The organism is Silvibacterium sp. (assembly GCF_047605705.1).
Lineage (GTDB): Bacteria > Acidobacteriota > Terriglobia > Terriglobales > Acidobacteriaceae > Silvibacterium.
Genome location: NZ_JASGFD010000035.1, coordinates 37,862 through 55,245 on the forward strand (window position 1 = coordinate 37,862; position 17,384 = coordinate 55,245).

General features: G+C 61.1%; 13 protein-coding genes and 1 tRNA gene. 2 read left to right on the forward strand and 12 right to left on the reverse strand.

The annotated features are described in order from the left end of the window. Positions 1 to 78 precede the first annotated feature (78 nt). On the forward strand, positions 79 to 1,248 hold the full coding sequence (locus QM649_RS13440; protein WP_415199561.1) for an MFS transporter: 1,170 nt from the start codon (positions 79 to 81) through the stop codon (positions 1,246 to 1,248). Between the two features lie 147 nt (positions 1,249 to 1,395). Beyond that, on the forward strand, positions 1,396 to 2,016 hold the full coding sequence (locus QM649_RS13445; RefSeq protein WP_415199562.1) for an FMN-dependent NADH-azoreductase: 621 nt from the start codon (positions 1,396 to 1,398) through the stop codon (positions 2,014 to 2,016). A gap of 259 nt (positions 2,017 to 2,275) precedes the next feature. Here QM649_RS13445 and QM649_RS13450 read toward each other — a convergent pair whose 3' ends face one another. From QM649_RS13450 to rpmG, 12 genes are all read right to left on the reverse strand, one after another. Beyond that, the gene (locus QM649_RS13450; protein WP_415199563.1) at positions 2,276 to 2,692 is read right to left on the reverse strand and encodes a type II toxin-antitoxin system VapC family toxin; all 417 of its coding nucleotides are present in this window, start codon (positions 2,690 to 2,692) and stop codon (positions 2,276 to 2,278) included. Beyond that, complete coding sequence (locus QM649_RS13455; RefSeq protein ID WP_415199564.1) at positions 2,692 to 2,940, reverse strand: type II toxin-antitoxin system Phd/YefM family antitoxin; 249 nt, start codon at positions 2,938 to 2,940, stop codon at positions 2,692 to 2,694. Before QM649_RS13455 ends, QM649_RS13450 begins: the two co-directional genes overlap by 1 nt. 226 nt (positions 2,941 to 3,166) lie before the next feature. Continuing rightward, positions 3,167 to 7,360, reverse strand: coding sequence for a DNA-directed RNA polymerase subunit beta' (gene rpoC, locus QM649_RS13460; protein ID WP_415199565.1), 4,194 nt, complete (start codon positions 7,358 to 7,360; stop codon positions 3,167 to 3,169). A gap of 159 nt (positions 7,361 to 7,519) precedes the next feature. Beyond that, a complete protein-coding gene (gene rpoB / locus QM649_RS13465; protein ID WP_415199566.1) occupies positions 7,520 to 12,004 on the reverse strand; it encodes a DNA-directed RNA polymerase subunit beta in 4,485 nt (1,494 codons plus the stop codon). An 825-nt stretch (positions 12,005 to 12,829) separates the two neighbouring features. Next, the gene (gene rplL / locus QM649_RS13470; protein ID WP_415199567.1) at positions 12,830 to 13,207 is read right to left on the reverse strand and encodes a 50S ribosomal protein L7/L12; all 378 of its coding nucleotides are present in this window, start codon (positions 13,205 to 13,207) and stop codon (positions 12,830 to 12,832) included. Positions 13,208 to 13,552: 345 nt separating this feature from the next. Then, complete coding sequence (gene rplJ / locus QM649_RS13475; protein WP_415199568.1) at positions 13,553 to 14,083, reverse strand: 50S ribosomal protein L10; 531 nt, start codon at positions 14,081 to 14,083, stop codon at positions 13,553 to 13,555. 107 nt (positions 14,084 to 14,190) lie between these two features. Then, positions 14,191 to 14,901, reverse strand: a complete 711-nt coding sequence (rplA, locus tag QM649_RS13480; RefSeq protein WP_415199569.1) for a 50S ribosomal protein L1 — start codon at positions 14,899 to 14,901, stop codon at positions 14,191 to 14,193. Between the two features lie 230 nt (positions 14,902 to 15,131). Continuing rightward, positions 15,132 to 15,572 carry a 50S ribosomal protein L11 gene (gene rplK, locus QM649_RS13485; RefSeq protein WP_415199570.1) on the reverse strand — a complete coding sequence of 147 codons (441 nt, stop codon included), beginning with the start codon at positions 15,570 to 15,572 and terminating at the stop codon, positions 15,132 to 15,134. Between the two features lie 176 nt (positions 15,573 to 15,748). Further along, positions 15,749 to 16,429 carry a transcription termination/antitermination protein NusG gene (nusG, locus tag QM649_RS13490; protein ID WP_415199571.1) on the reverse strand — a complete coding sequence of 227 codons (681 nt, stop codon included), beginning with the start codon at positions 16,427 to 16,429 and terminating at the stop codon, positions 15,749 to 15,751. Positions 16,430 to 16,449: 20 nt separating this feature from the next. Continuing rightward, complete coding sequence (gene secE / locus QM649_RS13495; RefSeq protein WP_415199572.1) at positions 16,450 to 16,725, reverse strand: preprotein translocase subunit SecE; 276 nt, start codon at positions 16,723 to 16,725, stop codon at positions 16,450 to 16,452. A 93-nt stretch (positions 16,726 to 16,818) separates the two neighbouring features. Continuing rightward, positions 16,819 to 16,894: transfer RNA gene (locus QM649_RS13500), tRNA-Trp, on the reverse strand. Between the two features lie 103 nt (positions 16,895 to 16,997). Next, positions 16,998 to 17,147 (reverse strand): 50S ribosomal protein L33, encoded by a 150-nt coding sequence (gene rpmG / locus QM649_RS13505; RefSeq protein ID WP_129209746.1) that lies wholly within the window; start codon positions 17,145 to 17,147, stop codon positions 16,998 to 17,000. Positions 17,148 to 17,384 lie beyond the last annotated feature (237 nt).

Consider the following 17,384-nt stretch of genomic DNA (forward strand, 5'->3'; position numbering starts at 1 on the left):
CAGGCATCTATATCGAATCCGACAGTTGTTGATGGAATGCGTCCGGGCCCTCTCCCGGCGCAGGGAGAAGCCTGTTCTATGCCTGTTGCCGTACTGGTATTGGCCCTGAGTGCCTTTGCGATCGGAACAACCGAGTTTGTGATCATGGGATTGCTGCCGCAGCTCGCCGCGAATCTGCACGTCTCACTGCCAACCACAGGTTGGCTGGTGAGCGGCTATGCGCTGAGCGTTGCCGTCGGCGCGCCGATCATGGCGATGCTGACCACAAATCTCAATCGCAGGCACGCGCTCATGCTGCTGATGGGCTTCTTCATTGCGGGCAACGCCATGTGCGCGCTCTCGCCGAACTTCGCCGTGCTGATGGCCGCGCGCGTGGTCACCGCGCTCTGCCACGGCGCTTTCTTCGGCATCGGTTCGGTCGTCGCATCCTCGCTGGTCGCGCCCAACCGCAAGGCCTCGGCCATCGCACTGATGTTCTCAGGCCTCACCATCGCCAACGTGCTCGGCGTGCCGCTCGGCACGGCGCTCGGCCAGGCCGAAGGCTGGCGCTCCACCTTCTGGGTCATCGCGGTGATCGGCGTTGTCGCGTTCCTCGGGCTGATGCGTGTGCTGCCCGCGAATCTCAGCCGGGAAGGCTCGAGCCTGCTTGCCGAACTCAAGGCGCTGCGCAATCTCGGCGTCTGGATCGCCTTCACCATGGCTATCCTCTTCGCAGCCGCGATGTTCGCGCTGTTCACCTACATCGCGCCGCTGCTCGAGCAGATCACGGGGCTCACGCCGCACGGCGTCACGCTCACACTCTTCCTCATCGGCACCGGGTTGACCGTAGGCAACATCCTCGGCGGCCGCTTCGCCGACTTCCGGCTGCGCCTGGCGCTGGTTACGATCTTCGCCGCCACGGTCGCGGCGAGCGCCGCGCTCTTCTGGACCGCGCACTCCCTCATCCCCGCCGAGATTACCCTCTTCCTCTGGGCGGTTTTCTCCTTCGCCGGCATTCCCGCGCTGCAGGTTTACATCATGCAGTTCGCCGAGCGCGCTCCCAACCTCGCCGCGACGCTGAACATCTCCGCCTTCAACATTGGCAACGCCCTCGGCGCCTATGCGGGTGGCCTGGTGCTGCTGCGGGGCCTGGGCATGCGCTTTGTTCCGATCTCCGCCGCCGCACTGGCGCTGGCCGCGCTCGTCGCCACCGCTGTGTCGATCGCCGAAGGTATCCGGCGGCGACACCGGGTGTTGGCAGGGGTGTAGACAGGATTTCGACAGCTTTTGCACCGGCGGCGGCAAATTCTCCGCATCCCACGCCTATTTCCGTCATCTGTTGAATAGGCAACATGCGTCGTGGTGAAATGATCCTCAGGCGTGTGTGACTGAAATGCATCCGCCGGAGGAAATTCCATGTCCATTCTGCTTCGTGTTGACTCGAGCCCGATGTTCAGCGCTTCTGTATCCCGCCACCTCGCCGACCAGTTTGTCGCACAGTGGTCCAACAAGCATGCCGGTGGCCAGGTCGTGGTTCGCGACCTGAACAAGACCGAGCTGAAGCCGCTGACCGCCGAGTGGGTGGCTGCCGCCTACACGCCGGAAGATGCCCGCACCGCCGAGCAGAAGCAGCTGTTGGCCCTCTCCGATGAGCTGATCGCCGAGCTCGAAAAGGCCGATGAGCTCGTGATCGGTCTGCCGATGCACAACTTCAGCGTGACCGGCGTGACCAAGCTCTGGATCGACCAGATCGCCCGCGTGGGCAAGACCTTCGCCTACGGCGCGAACGGCCCGCAGGGCCTGCTGACCAACAAGAAGGTTACCTTCATCGTGGCCACCGGCGGCAAGTACGATCCGGGCACGGCTTACGCGTCGTACAACTTCGTCGAGCCCTACGTCCGCGCCGTCTTCGGCTTCCTCGGCCTGACCGATGTGAAGTTCCTCACCGCCGGCGGCACCTCGGCCCTGATGAACCCCGCCACCGACCGCGCCGCCTTCCTGCAGCCCTACGAAGAGGCTGTCGCCGCGCACGTCTAAACCGCTATTTCTGTACGACACAGAGAGGGCCGCTTGCGCGGCCCTCTTACGCTTGGAGAATGGAATAGCCAGCATTAGCATCCAGATGAGAGCCTACGCATGAGCCACCGCATCACACCTTATGACGCCGAGTTCGAGAAGGATCTGGAGTTGGCACGCATCGTCATGCGCAAACGGCGTGATCTGCTGCGAGAACTGGCGAAGTCGTAGCTCCAGCTACGCGGATTTTCAACGCTCATGGCCCTCATAAAAACCCTTGTTAAAGCCACGGATTGAAAAGAGAGACCCCGCATCCCTGAAAGTCCGCGGTGTTGCGAGACACCAGAACCATGCCATGCACAATGGCGGTTGCGGCCAAGAAGGCGTCATTGATAGGGCGCGGGTTGGGGATGTGCAGCTGGGCGGCGCGCCGGCCCACGGCAATATCCACCGGCAGAATGCGCCCCTCGAAGACTGGAAGCACCTGCGCCTCAAGCCATGTTCGCAGGGCTGCGCCCTTCTGACTATCGCGCCGTTCCGCAAGCGAGACGCCGATCTCAAGCTCGTGAATCGTGATCGCGGAAAGGAAGAGGCTGGCCGTGTCCTGCCCCTCAGCCCAGCGCACCACATGAGAGTCAGCCTTCCCCACGCGGATCTTGCGTAGCTCCGAGACCACATTGGTATCCAGAAGAAACATCAGGGCAGATCAACCGCCACAGCACGCTCGGTGCGCTGCGGGATCTCCAGCTCAATGTCTTCCGGCATGCCAAGCAGCTCCGCGATATTCAGCCGCTGGCCGGTGATCCGCCGGTATTCCTCGATGCTCAGTAACACGTGAGCGGGCTTGCCTCGATCCGTAATGAATACGGGCCCCTCGAACGATGCCTTTTTCGCCCGGCTGGTGTCCTGATTGAATTCCCGGCTTGAGAGAGTCGTAATCGCCATGCGGGCCTCCTTCGGGCATTCCGCCCTACATGTAGCAATGTTACTACATCCATAACTTGGACCACGATGCATTGCGGCCCCAGCGAATACATTACGGCCACAGCGAATACATTACGGCCACAGCGAATACATTACGGCCACAGCGAATACGGACAAATAAAAGCCCGGCCTTTCGGCCGGGCTTTTTGGTTGTGCGCCGCAAGGCGCGATTGCCTGGACGGCAGTCCTATTCGGAAGCTGCCATTTCCTCGGCTTCGCCTTCCTGCCGCATGAGTTCGAGCTCGCGCTCGGCCTCTTCGAAGGCAGTCTGGACTTCGGCCTGGACGCGCTCTGCCGCTTCCTCGAGCTCGGGAGAGAGCTGGATGTTGCGGTAGTACTCCATGCCGGTGCCGGCGGGGATGAGGCGGCCGACGATGACGTTTTCCTTGAGACCGCGCAGGTTGTCGATAGCGCCGTTGATGGACGCCTCGGTCAGTACGCGCGTGGTCTCCTGGAACGAAGCCGCGGAGATGAAGCTGTCGGTCGAGAGCGAGGCCTTGGTGATGCCCAGCAGCAGCGGACGGCCGATAGCCGGACGGCCACCTTCCGCGATCGCACGCTCGTTCTCCATGCGGAAGCGGAACTTGTCCACCTGCTGCTCGAGCAGGAAGTTCGTATCGCCCACTTCCTCGATCTTCACCCAGCGCAGCATCTGACGAACGATCGTCTCGATGTGCTTATCCGAGATGGCCACACCCTGCAACCGGTAGACTTCCTGGATTTCGTTCACCAGGTAGCCCTGCAGTTCCTTCTCACCGAGAACGGCGAGAATGTCGTGCGGGTTGAGCGGACCATCCATCAGCGGATCGCCTGCGCGCAGACGCTCGCCTTCCTGGACGTTGACGTGGATACCGCGCGGCACGGAGTATTCCTTCTCTTCTCCGTTGTCGGCAGTGACGTAGATACGGCGCTGACCCTTGGTGACTTCACCGAACTTCACCACACCATCGATCTCGCTGATGATGGCGGTTTCGCGCGGCTTACGGGCTTCGAAGAGCTCGACGACGCGGGGCAGACCACCGGTGATGTCCTTGGTACGCGTGGTGTCACGCGGGATCTTGGCAAGGATATCGCCGGGGAAGACCTCTTCGCCGTCCTGGATCATCAGGTGAGCGCGCGAGGGCATCAGGTAACGCTTGTTGCCCTTGGCACCCTTGATGATGATCGCCGGCTGGCGCTTTTCATCGGGAGCCTCGGCGACCACCAGACGCGACAGGCCCGTGACTTCGTCGACTTCTTCGTTGAGCGTGATGCCTTCCTGCAGGTCCTTGAACTGCACCGTGCCACCGATCTCGGTAAGGATGGCGAAGGTGTAAGGATCCCACTCGGCAAGCTCCTGGCCGAGTTCGACGGCAGCGCCGTCTTCGACCTTGAGCTTGGCACCGTAAACGATCTGGTAACGCTCCTTCTCACGGCCGCGGTCATCGACAACGGCGATCGAGCCGGAGCGGGTCATCGAGACCAGGTCACCCTGCTTGGAGCGGACGGTGACGAGGTTGATGAAGCGGACCGTACCGTTGTTCTTGGCATCGAGGCGCGACTGATCGGAGACTCGCGATGCGGTACCACCGACGTGGAAGGTACGCATGGTGAGCTGCGTTCCCGGCTCGCCGATGGACTGCGCTGCGATGACGCCGACGGCTTCACCGAGCTCGACCATGCGGCCCGAACCGAGGTTACGGCCGTAGCAGCGGATGCAGACGCCGCGCTTCGATTCGCAGGTGAGCACCGAGCGGATCTTGACGCGCTCGATACCCGCAGCCTGGATGGCCGAAGCGGAGTCTTCGTTGATCTCCTGGTTCACGTCAACGATGATGTTGCCCTCGAAGTCCTTGAGCTTCTCGAGCGTCACGCGGCCGATGATACGGTCACGCAGCGGCTCGATGATCTCGCCGGATTCGATGATCGGGGTCACGTAGATGCCTTCCACCGTGCCGCAATCGAGCTCGCTGACGATGACGTCCTGGGCCACGTCGACGAGACGGCGGGTCAGGTAGCCCGAGTCGGCGGTCTTCAGAGCGGTATCAGCCAGACCCTTACGGGCGCCGTGGGTCGAGATGAAGTACTCGAGCACGGTGAGGCCTTCGCGGAAGTTCGCGGTGATCGGTGTTTCGATGATTTCACCGGACGGCTTGGCCATCAGGCCGCGCATGCCGGAGAGCTGACGAATCTGCTGCTTCGAACCACGGGCACCGGAGTCGGCCATGATGTAGATCGGGTTCATGGCTCCTTCCTTGTCCGCGTTCTTCATGTTGTTGAACATTTCGTCGGCAACGCGCTCGGTCACGGTCGACCAGAGCTGAATGACCTTGTTGTTGCGCTCACCGTTGGTGATCGCACCGTCGAGGTACTGCTGCTGCACGGCGAAACGCTGCTTCTCGGCATCGCGGACAACCGGGTACTTGGTGTCCGGAATGACCATGTCGTCGAGGCCGACGGAGAGACCCGAGCGCGTTGCGAACTGGAAGCCCAGCTCCTTGATGCGATCGAGCATCTTCACGGTGATCTCGAGACCGAGATTCAGGTAGCAGTAGTTCACCAGCTGGCCAATGCCCTTCTTCTTGAGCAGGCCGTTGATGTAAGGCATACCTTCAGGCAGCGCATCGTTCAGGATGGCGCGGCCGACCGTCGTCGAGATGTACTGCTTCTCGTACTGCACGGCTTCGGTGTGCGTGATGTCCTGATCGTCATACGCCACGGTCATGTCGAGGACAGAGCCGGAGTAGCGCAGACGGATCGGGGTGAGGGTCTCGACTTCCTTCGCATCGAGAGCCATGAGGACTTCCTCGATGTTCGCGAAGACACGGCCTTCGCCCCTGGTGCCCTTCTTGGCCTTGGTCAGGTAGTAGAGACCGAGAACCATGTCCTGGGTAGGCACGGTGATCGGCTGACCGGAGGCCGGCGACAGGATGTTGTGCGCAGCGAGCATCAGCACGCTGGCCTCCACCTGCGCTTCGGGCGAGAGCGGGATGTGCACGGCCATCTGGTCGCCGTCGAAGTCCGCGTTGAACGCGGTGCAGACCAGCGGATGGATCTTGATGGCCTTGCCTTCGACGAGCACGGGCTCAAACGCCTGGATACCGAGACGGTGCAGGGTAGGAGCGCGGTTCAGCAGAACCGGATGATCCTTGATGACCTCTTCGAGGATGTCCCAGACCACGGGCTCCTGCAGTTCCACCATTTCCTTGGCCTGCTTGATGGTGGTGCAGTGGCCGGTCTGCTCGAGGCGGTGATAGATGAACGGCTTGAAGAGCTCGAGCGCCATCTTCTTGGGAAGACCGCACTGGTTCAGCTTCAGCTCGGGACCGACGACGATGACCGAACGGCCGGAGTAGTCGACGCGCTTACCGAGCAGGTTCTGGCGGAAGCGGCCCTGCTTGCCCTTGAGCGTGTCGGAGAGCGACTTGAGCGGACGGTTGTTGGCGCCACGCAGCACGCGGCCACGGCGGCCGTTGTCGAACAGTGCGTCGACGGCCTCCTGCAGCATGCGCTTTTCGTTACGCACGATCACCTCAGGCGCATGGAGGTCCATGAGCTTCTTGAGGCGGTTGTTACGGTTGATCACGCGGCGATACAGGTCGTTCAGATCCGACGTCGCGAAGCGGCCACCGTCGAGCGGCACCAGCGGGCGAAGCTCGGGCGGAATGACCGGGATCACGTCGAGAATCATCCACTGCGGCTTGTTGCCCGACTTGCGGAAAGCTTCGACGACCTTGAGGCGCTTGGAGTACTTGAGGCGCTTCTGCAGCGAGGTCTCGGTCTTCATGCGCTCGCGCAGTTCGATCGAGAGCTCGTTGACTTCCACGCGCTTGAGCAGTTCCTTGATCGCCTCGGCGCCCATCATGCCCTTGAAACCGGTGGGGCGATACTGGGCATCGAGCTCGCGGAAGCGGGTCTCGTCCTTGATGATTTCGCGCTCGCGCGTGGGCGAGTCGCCCGGATCGACGACGACGTACGACTCGAAGTAGAGGACCGACTCGAGGTCGCGCAGCGAGATGTCGAGCAGGTGACCGATACGCGAGGGCAGTCCCTTGAAGAACCACACGTGCGAGCAGGGCGAAGCCAGCTCGATGTGGCCGAGGCGCTCACGGCGAACCTTCGAGACCGTGACTTCGACGCCGCACTTGTCGCAGATAACGCCACGGTGCTTCATGCGCTTGTACTTACCGCAGAGGCACTCCCAGTCGGTGACGGGGCCAAAGATGCGGGCGCAGAAGAGACCGTCACGTTCAGGCTTGAAGGTGCGGTAGTTGATGGTTTCCGGCTTGGTGACTTCACCGTGCGACCAGCTGCGGATCTTCTCGGGCGAGGCGAGCTGAATGCGGATCGCGTCGAAGTCGGTGATCGGGCTTGTCAGTTCAAATGGGCTGGAACGGTACAAGGTGTTCCTCCTTGCAGCTACTAGCTACTAGCTTTTAGCTGCTAGCTGCGGTTTGCTTCAGTTCTTTGCTCGTGGCTCACTTACGAGATGAGCCACGTAAATCCTGGCTGGCGAGCCGTTAGCTAGGAGCTGGAAGCTACTCGCTAACGGCTGCCTTGCTTAGTCGGCGGCCGCGAGAGTCGGCAGGGGAAGCTTCTTCGCTTCACCGGTGCCGGTCATCTTGATCAGCTCTACGTCAAGGCAGAGCGACTGCAGCTCGCGGATGAGCACGTTGAACGACTCGGGCACGCCCGGCTCGATCGCAGCTTCGCCCTTAACGATGGCCTCGTAGATCTTCGTACGGCCATACACGTCGTCGGACTTGGCGGTGAGCAGCTCCTGGAGGATGTAAGCCGCGCCGTAAGCTTCCAGCGCCCAGACTTCCATTTCTCCGAAGCGCTGGCCACCGAACTGCGCCTTGCCGCCCAGCGGCTGCTGGGTGATGAGCGAGTACGGCCCGATGGAGCGCGCGTGGATCTTGTCGTCGACAAGGTGCGACAGCTTGAGCATGTAGATGTAACCGACCGTTACCGGCTGCTCGAACTGGTCACCCGTCATGCCGTCAAAGAGGTGCGTCTTGCCGGAGGTCGGAAGACCCGCAGCCGTCAGCAGCGCCTTGATCTCGGTTTCCTTGGCGCCGTCAAACACCGCGGTGCCGAACCACACACCACGCTGCATGCCGAGGCCGACGCGACGAACCTGTTCGTCGTCGAGCTCGAGCAGCTGGCGCAGGGCGGCGGTGCCGGCAAAGCGCTCCTTGAAGACCTCACGGATGGCATTCGCGTCCTGGTGCGTCTTCACAATCTCGGCCACCTGCGCGCCGAGCTCATGAGCCGCCCATCCGAGGTGAGTCTCGAGAATCTGACCCACGTTCATACGCGAAGGCACGCCGAGCGGGTTGAGCACGATCTCAACCGGGGTACCGTCGGGCAGATACGGCATGTCTTCCTCAGGAAGAATGCGCGCGATCACACCCTTGTTACCGTGACGGCCGGCCATCTTGTCGCCCACCGAGAGCTTACGCTTCATGGCGATGTAGACCTTGACCAGCTTGATGACGCCGGGGGCCAGTTCATCACCCTTCTGCAGCTTGTTGATCTTCTCGTTGGTGATCTTGCGGAGAACGTCGATCTGACGCGAGGTCATCTCTTCGATCTCGTCGATCTGCTCGTTGACGCGCGGATCCTTGTCGTTGTAACGGATGCGCTTGAGGTTCTTGGTCGAGAGCCGCTCGATGGTGTCGCGGTCGAGCACGGCATCCTTCACGAGGAGGCGCTTGTTGGTGCGCTCATCGTGCAGGTCAGCCAGGACAACCTTGCCACCGAGGATGGCTTCGAGACGCTTGAGGCGCTCGTCGGTAAGAATGCGGATTTCGTCGGCCAGGTTCTTCTCGAGACCGGCAACCTGCTCGGCTTCGATCTGCTTGGCGCGCTCGTCCTTCTCCTGACCCTTGCGGGAGAAGATGCGGACGTCGACGATGGTCCCTTCGATACCCGGAGGGCACGTCAGCGAAGCGTCGCGCACATCGCCGGCCTTTTCGCCGAAGATCGCGCGGAGCAGCTTCTCTTCCGGCGTCAGCTGGGTCTCGCCCTTCGGCGTCACCTTACCAACGAGGATGTCGTTGTGCTTGATCTTGGCGCCGATGCGGATGATGCCGCTCTCGTCGAGATCGCGCAGCGCATGCTCGCTGACGTTGGGGATGTCGCGGGTGATTTCTTCCGGCCCGAGCTTGGTGTCGCGGGCTTCGATCTCGTACTCCTCGATGTGGACGGAGGTGTAGTAATCCTCACGCACCAGCTTCTCGGAGATCAGGATCGCGTCCTCGAAGTTGTAACCGCGCCACGGCATGAAGGCCACCAGCACGTTGCGGCCGAGGCCAAGCTCGCCCTGCTCCGTGCAGGGACCGTCGGCGATGACCTGACCCTTCACTACACGGTCGCCGTGACGAACGATCGGCTTCTGGTTGATGCAGGTGTTCTGGTTCGAGCGCTTGAACTTCGTCAGCTGGTAGATGTCGGAACCGACCTCACGCGACATCTGCGTGGGGTGATGCTCGCCCTCGACGCGGATGATGATGCGCTCGGAGTCGACCGAATCGACCACGCCGTTACGGCGGGCAAGGATGACAGCGCCCGAGTCGCGGGCGGTGACGCCTTCCATACCTGTACCGACCAGCGGAGCCTCAGAAACGAGCAGCGGCACCGACTGGCGCTGCATGTTCGCACCCATCAGCGCGCGGTTCGCGTCGTCATGCTCGAGGAACGGAACGAGCGAGGCGGCGACGGAAACCAGCTGCTTGGGGCTGACGTCGACGTAGTCGACTTCAGCGCGATCGACGAGGACGAAGTTGCCCTGACGACGAGCGTTGACCAGCTCTTCGGTGATGTTGCCCTCATCGTCCATGGTCACGTTGGCCTGGGCGATGGTGTGGCGGTCTTCTTCCCACGCCGAGAGGTAGAAGGAGAAGGGATCGAACTCGATCGAGCGCTTCTTCTCCGCCTTCAGCTTGTCGTTCAGCTTGCGGGCCTCGGACTTCTCGATGTGGTCGCCCACACGCAGACCGCTCTCACCGGCATTGGTGATCTGGACGAAGTCCAGCACGCGGCCATCGGCCACGCGGCGATACGGCGACTCGATGAAGCCGTACTCGTTGATGCGCGCGAAGCAGGACAGCGAGCTGATCAGACCGATGTTCGGGCCTTCCGGCGTCTCGATCGGGCAGATACGGCCGTAGTGCGTCGGGTGCACGTCGCGGACTTCAAAGCCGGCGCGCTCACGCGACAGACCACCAGGCCCAAGGGCGGAGAGACGGCGCTTGTGCGTGATCTCCGACAGCGGGTTGGTCTGGTCCATGAACTGCGAGAGCTGCGAGGAGCCGAAGAACTCGCGGATGGCGGCCATGACGGGCTTGGCGTTGATGAGGTCGTGCGGCATCGCCGTCGACATCTCCTGGTAGACGCTCATCTTTTCCTTGATGGCGCGCTCCATGCGGACCAGACCGATGCGGAACTGGTTCTCCATGAGCTCACCGACCGCGCGGACGCGGCGGTTGCCAAGGTGATCGATGTCGTCCACCACGCCGATGTTCTTGCGCAGCTTCAGCAGGTACTTGATGGTCGAGTAGAAGTCCTCGGGCGTCAGCGTGCGACGGTCGAGAGGAGTGTGCTCGCCATTCTCGTAGAGCTTGATGTTGAACTTGAGACGGCCCACGCGCGAGAAGTCATACTTGCGCGGATCGAAGAACATGCCTTCGAACAGGGCGGTCGCGGTGTCGAGGGTCGGCGGGTCACCCGGACGCAGCTTGCGGTAAATCTCGATGAGCGCCTCTTCCGGCTTGCGCACCGAGTCACGGCGAAGCGTGTTCGTGATGATGTTGCCTACGTCGTCGCGCTCGGGGAAGAAGACTTCCAGCGAGGTGACGCCGCTCTCGATGATCTTGTGCAGCTTGTCGGCGGTCAGCTCCTGGTTGGCCTCGAGGAAGACCTCGCCGGTGGTGGTGTCGATCACGTCCGAGGCGGTCACCGCGCTGTCGAGCTCGGTGGTCTCCACTTCGACTTCGGCGATCTTGTTGTTGCGCAGCGCGCGCAGCACAGACGGGCTGACCTTGCGGCCGGCATGGGCGATCTCTTCGCCGTTATGCACGACGGCATGCGCCGGCTTCACACCCAGCAGGTGCGTCGCCTTCTCGGGGTTCTCTTCGACGGCCCAGAACAGCTTGCCGTCCTTCACGTTGATCTTGTCGACCGTATAGAAGGTCTTGAGGATCTCGTCGTCGGCCTTCAGGCCGAGCGCGCGAAGGAAGATGGTGCCGAGGAACTTACGCTTGCGGTCGATGCGGACATACAGCGTGTTCTTCTGGTCGTACTCGAACTCCACCCACGAGCCGCGGTAGGGGATGATCTTGCCCAGGAAGTAGGTACGGTTGTTCGCCGTCTCGAAGAAGACGCCGGGCGAACGGTGCAGCTGCGACACGATGACGCGCTCGGTGCCGTTCACGATGAACGTGCCGTTCTGCGTCATGAGCGGGATGTCGCCGAAGAAGACTTCCTGCTCCTTGATGTCGCGGATCGTCTTCGCGCCGGTTTCGGCGTCCTTGTCGTAGATGGTGAGCCGGACCGTCACCTTGAGCGGAGCGGAGTAGGTCATGCCGCGCTCTTCGCACTCGGCCTGGTCGTACTTCAGCTGCAGACCGACAGGGTCACCGCACTTGTTGCAGAAGTCGGGGGTGTTCTTGTTGTAGGTGCCGCACTTCGAGCAGAGCACATCGCCGGGATGGAACGGGTCGGTGATGACCATGTTTCCGCAGTGCACGCAGGCGGTGCGCAGGTGATGCAGGCCCTTCAGGTGTCCGCACTTGCACTCCCAGTTGCCGATGGAGTAGTCGACGAAATCGAGCTGCGAGATATTGCGGAAGTCGGTAATCGGAAACACGGAAGTGAAGACGGACTGAAGGCCGTTGTCTTCGCGTTCCGAGGGCAGCTTGTCCATCTGCAGGAAACGCTCATAGGAGCGACGCTGCACTTCAATCAGGTTAGGGATCTGGATAGCTGTAGGAATCTTAGAAAAGTCGAGACGGCTGCGTAGGGCGCGATTCTCGTTGGACATGCTTCACTCCTCAAGACTCGTCGACACGAGGTTCCGATGTTCTGGAAAGGCCGGCACCGCTCGAGTCATGCGGTGAGACCTGTCTTGCCACTGCACGCGAAATCTGTCTGCTCCGCCCCGTCCGGAGGAGACGCCGCGTTTGTTTCTCATCCAGCGTGCCCAGCGGGGAGCGGGCGTGGCCGGTGTGCTTGCACGGGAGGCGACGGTGGGCGTAACCTTCCGTTTTCTACGGACAACCTGCGGGGACGAAGAAACGTCCCAAGAGGGTCAAAAACCGTTAAGGCTGGGCGGGAAGAGAAGGCAGAAGGCGCGATGCACTCGCGGAAGACCGGAATTCTGTCGACAAAACGGCAATAGGCTCGTAGAGACAGCACGTCCCACGAGCGCAACAACCGACTTGTTCACTCAAACCTGACAGAATTATCGTTTCCCGCTTGATGCCGATACTTCGTGCTCGCCGCCTGACTTCCGATTCCGATTCCGATCCACAGGGCCGCCGAGTATCCTATGGATGGCCGATGGACGATTCCACCGGTGCAAATTTCTGAGCGCCAATCTCCTGCGCGCACGGACAGCCGGACGTCTCACCTGCTCAGTCCGGAATTTCTACCTGCCAGATTGCCCAAGAAGAGCGCAAAACCTGCGTTCCCTGCCGCCGAAAGCCCACAGAAAAAAGACAGCCAAGCGGAACGCACCTTTTCCAGCATAGCGCGTTCCGCTTTGGCATGCAACTTGCATGAGAGCAGTAATCCGGGCTCGAAGCTCAGTGCTCAGTTTCGCCTTGCGGCTGCTGAGGCCTGAACCCTGTGCTCTGAGCCCTTAGAACTACTTGATCTCGACGGTGGCGACGCCGTCAAACTTCTTCTTGATCGCCTCGGCGTCTTCCTTGCTGACGTTCTCCTTGAGCGGCTTGGGAGCGCCGTCAACGAGGTCCTTGGCTTCCTTCAGACCGAGGGCGGTGACTTCGCGAACGGCCTTGATGGTGTTGATCTTGTTCGCGCCGGCATCCTTCAGGATGACGGTGAACTCGGTCTGCTCGGCAGCTGCCGGAGCAGCGGCGCCAGCACCGGCACCCGCGACGACGACCGGAGCAGCGGCCGCAGCCGAGACGCCCAGGCGCTCTTCAAGCTTCTTGACCAGAGCGGCTGCGTCGAGCAGGCTCAGGCTGACAATCTGATCTTCCAACTGCTGTAAATCGGCCATGATGGTTTCTCCACTTTTGAATCGAATTTTTGTACTGCGCCGGAGGGTCTTACCCTGCCGGTTGCCGCTCGCACCGCCCCGGGGTTTCCGATGTGCCCAGACCGACACACCCCGAAGAAACGCTGCGGCGAATCCTGAAATGCAGCTATCAGCTTCTAGCTGCTGGCTTTTAGCTTCTTTAGAGCCGCTTCATTCTGTTGCAGCTTCGGAGGAAGTAAAAGCTTTAAAACACTTAAAAGTGAGCCTGAAGCCTTTAGTCTCTAGCTTTTAGCCCACCCAAGCACCGCGCTGGGCAGTGACAGGACCGAAGCTAAAAGCTCGGAGCTGGCAGCTAAAAGCTAAACACTAGCTTGCAAACTTTTCCTTCTCGACGCCCTGTCCAAGAACGACGGCGAGATCGCGGCCGGTCGCGTTGATGACCGTGGCCAGGCGCTGCGCCGGAGCGTTGATGAGGTAGAGCAGCTTCGCGAAGATCTCTTCTTTGCCCGGCATGGTGGCCAGAGCCTTCACCTCTTCGACATTGATGACCTTGCCGTCAACGATGCCGAGCTTGAAGGTGAACTGTGCGTTGTCTTCAACGAAGGTTGCGAGAGCCTTGGCCAGCGCGACCGGGTCGCCGCTGGTGTAGGCCACGGACGAAACACCCTTCAGACCCTGCAGAGCGTCTTCGATCTTGCTGCCCTTGGAGGCGCGGGCCGCGAGCTTGTTCTTCAGCACGCGGTAGCGGCCGCCGGCCGCACGAACAGTCTTGCGCAGCTCGAAATCCTGCGCAACGGTGAGCTTGGCGAAGGTGCCGATGATGGCGCTGGTGGAGCTCTCGAGCTCCGCGGTCAGCGCCGCGACCTTCTCCTGCTTCTTTGCTTTGGTCAATGCCATGGTAAGCCTCTAGCTTCTAGCTACTAGCCTTTAGCTGAAAAATCGAAAACCTTCGTCGCTCCTATTGACCTGCTAGTGGCTAGTAGCTAGCAGCTAGGAGCTTGATCTTAAGCCTTGGCGGCCTGGTCGGCGACAGCGCTGTCGAGCTGGATGCCGGGGCCCATCGTCGAGCTCAGGGTAATGCCCTTGATGTACTTGCCCTTGGCGGCCGAAGGCTTCGCACGGACGATGCTGTTGATCACCGTTATGGCGTTATCGACCAGCTTCTCCACCGGGAACGAAAGCTTGCCCACCGGAACGTGAACCAGGGCAGTCTTGTCGGTGCGGAACTCGATCTTACCGGCCTTGATTTCCTTCACGGCGGCGGCCACATCGGCGGTCACCGTACCGGTCTTCGGGTTCGGCATCAGGCCGCGGGGGCCGAGCACCTTACCGAGACGGCCAACCGAACGCATCATGTCCGGGGTAGCGATCAGGGCATCGAAGTCCGTCCAGCTTTCCTTCTGGATCTTTTCGACCAGATCCTCACCACCGACAAACTCGGCGCCGGCTGCTTCGGCTTCCTTCAGGCGGTCGCCGGAGGTGATTACGGCTACACGCTTGGTCTTGCCGAGGCCGTGGGGCAGAACCACCGTGCCGCGGACCATCTGGTCGGCGTGACGGGGATCGACACCCAGGCGAAGGGTGAGATCAACGGTCTCATCAAACTTTGCAAACTTTACCTGCTGCAGGAGCGGCACTGCGTCCTGAAGCGTATACGGGCGGGCCTCAACGGCCGCGCGCGCCTTGGCGACGTTCTTGCTGATTTTTCTCGACATGCTTCCTCTGTCTCCCACCGCGCGGACGCTACCGCATGCCGGCCGTGGTGTATGCGCCCATAGGGATATGGGCACGTCTTTTGATTATCCACAGGTCCAGGCAGAATTGCAAGAAACCCAGCGAAATTTCATACTCACAAGCCAGCTTCATTGCCCGCAGAAACACGAAAGGGTGCGAACACGAGGTTCACACCCTTTCTGACACCTGCGGCCGAAGGCCGGAGCGGAGTTTACGCGACGACGTCGATGCCCATCGAGCGGGCCGTACCCTTGATGCTCTTGATCGCGGTCTCGATCGAGGCGGCGTTCAGATCGGGCATCTTCTGGGTGGCGATTTCCTTTACCTGGGCCTCGGTCACGGTACCGACCTTGGTCTTGTTCGGGGTGCCGGAGCCCTTCGCCAGGCCGGCGGCCTTCTTCAGCAGAACAGCCGCGGGCGGCGTCTTGGTGATGAAGGTGAAGCTGCGGTCGGCGTAAACGGTGATGACGATCGGGATGATGAGTCCGGCCATCTCCTTGTTCTGCGTGCGGGCATTGAACTGCTTGCAGAACTCCATGATGTTGACCTGGGCCTGGCCGAGCGCGGGGCCGACCGGGGGAGCCGGAGTCGCCTTGCCGGCTTCGATCTGGAGCTTGACGTAGGTCGTGATCTTCTTGGTCGATGCTGCCATGATGTTTTCCTCTTAACGACAGCTACCAGCTTCTAGCTAATAGCTCTGAATTCTTCGGGGAATCCGGTTTCCGGTCCGGCTTCTCCAAGCGGCTTTAAGCCGCTTTGTCGGGACGGTAGAAGCCTCGCCCCGGTACTTCTTTTCCGCGTCGCTCACGAAGAGCGCCGCGGCAAACCTTAAACGACCTTTTCGACCTTGCCGAACTCGAGCTCGACCGGGGTCGAACGTCCGAAGATCGTGACCATGACCTTGAGGGTCTCGCGGTCTTCGTTGATTTCGTCGACGATGCCGTTGAAGTTCGCGAACGGGCCCTCGGTAATGCGCACCGATTCGTTCTTCTCGAACTTGATCTTGAGGCGCGGCTTTTCCTTCGAAGTCTCGTTGCGGAACAGGATCGAACTGACTTCCTGCTCGCTCAGGGCTACCGGCTTGTCGCCGGTGCCAAGGAAGCCGGTCACGCGCGGCGTGTTCTTGATCACGTGCCAGAGATCGTTGTCGAGATCCATCTCGACAAGCACGTAGCCGGGCAGGAAGACGCGCTCTACCGTGCGCTTCTTGCCGTTCACAATCTCAGTTACGGGCTCGGTGGGGATCATTACGCGGCCGATGCGGTTCTGCAGACCGAAGGCCTGCACGCGGCTCTCGAGCGATTCGCGCACCTTGCGCTCGAATCCCGAGTAGGCGTGAATGATGTACCACTTGAAGCTCTCGTTGGCTGGCGGCTCGAGCTGCTCGGCAGCCTGGCCTTCCGCGGCAGCCTCAACGGCCGCGCCGGAAGCCACTTCTGCGGACACGGCTTCGGCCGACGGTTCGAACGTCGGTTCCGCGGAGCTATCGTGCTGGAGTTCGTCTGCCATTCAATTCCTCGATTCGGCTCTTACTGGCCACCCAGGGAGTGCAGGAGAGCGCGCAGGGCGTGGTCAAGGACGGTGTCCACGACATAAAAGAAGCCGGCAAAGGCGAAGACGGTCACGATGACGACGGTGGTCGTGGTGCGCACCTCGACGGACGAGGGGGTGACGACCTTGCGCATCTCATTGCGAACATCCTGCAGGAAGCTGCGGCTGCGGGTCACGAATCCACCAACCTGATGGAGACCCTGAGACGCCGCGTTGCCGTCCTTCTGCTCGGGAGCGGTAATTGCCTTAGCCATTAGAACCTTCTTGAGCCCGGGCGGGGTCGACCAGCTGGGGACCACCTGCAGACTACGCCTGGCGCTACGCTTCTCTATCTCTTACAAAAAATCTGGCAGGGGCGCTCGGATTCGAACCGAGAAGTTCGGTTTTGGAGACCGACAGTTTAACCGTTGAGCTTACGCCCCTGTGTACGGCACTTCATCCAGTCTGCGGCCTGTTAAGGCCTTGAAAGGAGGCGGCGGGACCGATGCCGTTCCTCCTATTTTCGCACGACCGGGCGAGGTGCGGGTTACTTCGTTTCCTTGTGGTCGGTGTGCTTGCGGCAACGGTTGCAGAACTTCGAGAACTCGAGGCGGCCGGTGGTCGTCTTCTTGTTCTTCGTCGTCGTGTAGTTCCGCTCCTTGCACACGGGGCACTGGAGAGTAACGATTTCACGCATCTTTTTATCCTAACCGATTCCCGGGCCATTCCTCCCGGCAATCTATCCAGGAAGCATCTTTTCAGGCTTCCCGCTTCTGAAATCTACTGCTGTACTGCTTTGCAAGCCGGCCGGAAAGAGATGACCCTTTCCGGCTGACTTGCTGACCTGCTCACGCCTCACGGCGCGCTGAATCACTTGCTTAAGCGAGGATCTCGCTGATGGTGCCGGCGCCGACGGTGCGGCCGCCTTCGCGGA